Here is a 4,669-nt window from a genome sequence, read left to right as displayed (position 1 = left end):
TCCCCGCAATATGGAGTTGTGCTGGGGGGCCGGGGGCGGCGGAGGAACGGCTGGAACAAGGAGCCGGTCTCCAGCGGTCTATGGCTGCAACAGCCACGGAGACCCCCGACATGAGCACACCGCTTTCCGCCGATGCCGCCAGCAAGATCCTGGTGGATGCCTTCCAACCCCTAGGCTGCGTGGTGTCGTCCGGTGCGGATGGCCACGACCTGGCTCTGGGCGTGGTCGATGCCCAGGGCAAGACGCTCTACAACGAAGAGCAGCTCAGCGAGAGCGACTACAGCGATCCCCTGCGCCTGGCTGGCTACATAGGCACGGTACGCAGCGAGCTGGAAGGCCGCGGTCAGACCCTCGACAGCTGGCAGATGCCCTTCATCACCGATCCCGACGCCCTGCCGCCGCCGGTGTTCAACTAGACAAAGAAAAGGCCCCTGCCGGGGCCTTTTTTCTGGCTGCGCCGGGCTAGATCTCGACCTGGGTACCCAGTTCGATCACCCGGTTGACCGGCAGCTTGAAGAATCTCAGGTTGCCGTTGGCGTTCTTCATCAGGAAGACGAAGAGATTCTCTCGCCAAGGCGCCATGCCCAGCCGCTTCGAGGCGATCACCGTTTCCCGACTGAGGAAGTAGGTGGTACGCATCGGGGTGAAATCCAGCCCTGGATAGGGGCAGTGACTGAGCGCCAGGGGAATGTCCGGCTCGTCCATGAAGCCATAGTGCAACACCACCCGATAGAAGCCGTCACCGAAGTCCTCGACCTCGATGCGCTCGCCGCGCGAAACCCGCGGGCGGTCCTCGTAGCGCACCGTGAGCAGCACCACCTGCTCGTGCAGCACCTGGTTGTGCAGCAGGTTGTGCAGCATGGCGTGAGGGACCACGTCGGTACGGGCGGTGAGGAATACGGCAGTGCCCTTGGCGCGGAACGGTGGCTGGGCGCGGATGCTGCTGATAAAGATCGGCAGTGGCAGGGCCCCATCGTCCAGGCGTTCCACCACCAGTTGCCGGCCCCGCTTCCAGGTGGTCAGCAGGATGAAGATGACGACACCGGCGATCACCGGGAACGAGCCGCCGGAGAGGATCTTCGGCGCGTTGGCGGAGAAGTACAGCACGTCCACCAGCAGGAAGCCGATCAGCAGCGGCACCATGATCCAGCGCGGCCATTTCCACAGCAGCAGGATCACCGCCGACACCAGGCAGCTGGTGATCAGCATGGTGCCGGTCACGGCCACGCCGTAGGCTTCGGCCAGGTTGGCCGAGGACTGGAAGGTCAGGATCAGGAAGATCACCCCCAGCATCAGCGCCCAGTTCATCAGCGGGATGTAGATCTGCCCCTGCTCCTGGCTGGAGGTGTGCTGAACCTGCATGCGCGGGATGTAGCCCAGCTGGATGGCCTGGCGGGTCATGGAGAAGGCACCGGTGATCACCGCCTGGGAGGCGATGACGGTGGCCAGGGTCGCCAGACCGATCATCGGCAGCAGCAGCCACTCCGGCGCCAGCAGATAGAAGGGATTGCGCACCGCCGCGGGATCGGCGAGCAGCAGCGCGCCCTGACCGAAGTAGTTCAGCACCAGCCCTGGCAGCACCAGCAGCAGCCAGGCCCGGGCGATGGGCTTGCGCCCGAAGTGGCCCATGTCGGCATAGAGCGCTTCGGCACCGGTCAGCGCCAGCACCGCCGCACCCAGCACGATGAAGCCCTTCACCGGGTTGTCGACGAAGAATTGCACCGCCCAGTAGGGATTGAAGGCCTTGAGCACCTCGGGTTGCTGGACGATGCCATAGATACCCAGGGCGCCCAGAGTGGTGAACCAGAGCACCATCACCGGTCCGAAGAACTTGCCGATGGTGGCGGTGCCACGCTTCTGGATGGCGAAGATGCCGACCAGGATCACCAGGGCGATGGGTACGACCCAGGCGTCCAGGCCGTCGAAGGCCAGCTCCAGGCCCTCCACCGCCGACAGCACCGAGACCGCCGGGGTGATCATGCTGTCGCCATAGAAGAGCGCGGCGCCGAACAGGCCCAGCAGGACCAGGGTGGTGGCCAGGCGTGGCGAGCCCTGGGCGGCGCGGCGAGCCAGCGCCGTGAGGGCCATGATGCCGCCCTCGCCCTGGTTGTCGGCGCGCATGACGAAGGTGATGTACTTGAGGGTCACCACCCAGATGAGCGACCAGAAGATCAGCGACAGGATGCCGAGCACGCTGTCGTGATTCAGCGGCAGGCCATAGTGCGGCGAGAAGACTTCCTTGAGGGTATAGAGAGGGCTGGTGCCGATGTCGCCGTATACCACGCCGGTGGCGAGCACGATCATTCCCAAGGCCGAAGGGGCTTTACCACCGTGCTCGTGTTCCGGACGGCTCATGCAGGGCTCCTAGAGTCTAAAATCGCCGCATCCTGCGCCGAAGCGGCGTCAGGATCAAGTTGAAAAGGCCGGTAGCCAGGCGCGGCAGCCTCTCGGCGCAGCGCCTTACGCACCATAGACTCTCCGGTCGGCAAAAAGCTCTGCGCGGTCGCCACAACCGGCTCGCCCCTTCCAAGCAGCGGCAGAGATGGCTAGAATCGCGCGTTTTTTGATCAAGGCGCCTCCTGAGCGCCCGCCGAGGTTAGCCCATGTCCATCCAAACGTCCGCCCCCAAGGTCGGCTTCGTCAGCCTCGGCTGTCCCAAGGCCACCGTCGACTCCGAACGCATCCTCACCCAGCTGCGCATGGAAGGCTACGAGATCGTGCCGACCTATGAAGACGCCGACGTGGTGGTGGTCAACACCTGTGGCTTCATCGACAGCGCCAAGGCCGAGTCCCTGGACGCCATCGGCGAGGCCATCGCCGAGAACGGCAAGGTGATCGTCACCGGGTGCATGGGCGTGGACGAGGGCAACATCCGCGGCGTGCATCCCAGCGTACTGGCGGTGACCGGTCCGCAGCAGTACGAGCAGGTGGTCAACGCCGTGCACGAGGTGGTGCCGCCGCAGCTGGAGCACAATCCGCTGATCGACCTGGTGCCGCCCCAGGGCATCAAGCTGACCCCGCGCCACTACGCCTATCTGAAGATTTCCGAGGGCTGCAACCACAGCTGCAGCTTCTGCATCATCCCCTCCATGCGCGGCAAGCTGGTCAGCCGCCCGGTGGGTGACGTGCTGTCCGAGGCCGAGCGGCTGGTCAAGGCGGGCGTCAAGGAGCTGCTGGTGATCTCCCAGGACACCAGCGCCTACGGAGTCGACCTCAAGTACCGGCTGGACTTCTGGAACGGCCAGCCGGTCAAGACGCGCATGCTGGAACTGTGCGAGGCGCTGTCGGGCATGGGCGTCTGGGTGCGCCTGCACTACGTGTACCCCTACCCCAATGTCGACGACGTCATTCCGCTGATGGCCGCCGGCAAGCTGCTGCCCTATCTGGACATCCCCTTCCAGCACGCCAGCCCCAAGGTGCTCAAGTCCATGAAGCGCCCGGCGTTCGAGGACAAGACCCTGGCGCGCATCAAGCGCTGGCGCGAAATCTGCCCGCAGCTGACCATCCGCTCCACCTTCATCGTCGGCTTCCCCGGCGAGACCGAGGAAGACTTCCAGTACCTGCTGGACTGGCTCACCGAAGCCCAACTCGATCGCGTCGGCTGCTTCCAGTATTCGCCGGTCGAGGGCGCACCCGCCAACGAACTGGGCCTGGACCCGGTTCCGGACGAGGTCAAGCAGGAACGCTGGGAGCGCTTCATGGCGCACCAGCAGGCCATTTCCGCGGCACGCCTGCAGCTCAAGATCGGGCGCGAGATCGAGGTCTTGATCGACGAGGTGGACGAACAGGGCGCCATCGGCCGCTCCTACGCCGATGCCCCGGAAATCGACGGCAACGTCTATGTAGACAGTGCTAATCCGCTCAAGGCGGGCGACAAGGTCTGGGTCCGGGTCACCGACGCCGACGAATACGACCTCTGGGCGGAGGCGCTCTGATCGCTGGCTAGTCGTGCAGACGGTGGGTGCCGGGCACATGGGCGTGCCCGGCCGCACTGCAACTGGCGGTGGTCGCTGACGGCGCCGCCGGTTGACCGAGTTCGCGGAGGATGCCGCAACGGTCGCCCTCGCCCTCGCCCTGACAGTGGCGTCTCAGGGTCACCAGCTGCTCGCGCAGCTGATTCAATTCGCGGATGCGCACCTCGACATGATGCAGATGGGCACCGATCAGGGCATCCACCTGGGCACAGCCGGGTTCGCTGGTGTCGCGCAGGGCTAGCAAGGCGCGGATCTCTTCCAGTGTCATGTCCAGCGAACGGCAATGGCGGACGAATACCAGCCGCTCGACCTGACTGTCGTCATAGCTGCGGTAGTTGCTTCTGCTGCGCGCTGCCGGACTCAGCAGCCCTTCGCGCTCGTAGTAGCGGATGGTCTCGACCGCGCAATCGGTACGTCTGGCCAATTCGCCGATCTTCATCACTCTGTCTCGTTCTGCTGCCGGACGCTCAGCCTGCGCCGCCGGCCGCTGCAGAGCAAGAGACGACGGACGTCAGGAAGGTGCTGAACCGCGGCCTTGCCGGGGGCTGGCAGGGATGGAGATCGCTCGGGAAAATGGCTTAGACGTGTCCCTGGCGGCTGGCCGGACAGCACGCCGCCCCGGCGCCGAGTGGGGCGCCGGGGCGGCGGCACAGCAGCCCGCCGAGTTTGCGTTGTTGGGGGAGAGCGCGGCGCCC

4 protein-coding genes are annotated in these 4,669 nt (G+C 65.3%); 2 read left to right on the top strand and 2 right to left on the bottom strand.

Features of this window, described 5'->3' with window-relative positions:
* The first annotated feature begins 110 nt into the window (after positions 1-110).
* On the top strand, positions 111-416 hold the full coding sequence (locus QMX82_RS25300) for a hypothetical protein (RefSeq protein ID WP_282288682.1): 306 nt from the start codon (positions 111-113) through the stop codon (positions 414-416).
* A 46-nt stretch (positions 417-462) separates the two neighbouring features.
* Here QMX82_RS25300 and QMX82_RS25295 read toward each other — a convergent pair whose 3' ends face one another.
* The gene (locus tag QMX82_RS25295; protein WP_282288686.1) at positions 463-2,304 is read right to left on the bottom strand and encodes a potassium transporter Kup; all 1,842 of its coding nucleotides are present in this window, start codon (positions 2,302-2,304) and stop codon (positions 463-465) included.
* Between the two features lie 305 nt (positions 2,305-2,609).
* Here QMX82_RS25295 and rimO point away from each other — a divergent pair, with 305 nt between their 5' ends.
* Positions 2,610-3,935 (top strand): 30S ribosomal protein S12 methylthiotransferase RimO, encoded by a 1,326-nt coding sequence (gene rimO, locus QMX82_RS25290; RefSeq protein ID WP_282288684.1) that lies wholly within the window; start codon positions 2,610-2,612, stop codon positions 3,933-3,935.
* A 7-nt stretch (positions 3,936-3,942) separates the two neighbouring features.
* Here rimO and cadR read toward each other — a convergent pair whose 3' ends face one another.
* Positions 3,943-4,413, bottom strand: coding sequence for a Cd(II)/Pb(II)-responsive transcriptional regulator (cadR, locus tag QMX82_RS25285; RefSeq protein WP_282288680.1), 471 nt, complete (start codon positions 4,411-4,413; stop codon positions 3,943-3,945).
* Positions 4,414-4,669 lie beyond the last annotated feature (256 nt).

The organism is Pseudomonas sp. PS02302, from assembly GCF_029959585.1.
Classification (GTDB): Bacteria; Pseudomonadota; Gammaproteobacteria; order Pseudomonadales; family Pseudomonadaceae; genus Chryseomonas; species Chryseomonas aestiva.
The sequence above is the reverse complement of the archived record's forward strand: the minus strand, read 5'-3'. Positions and strand labels throughout refer to the sequence as shown.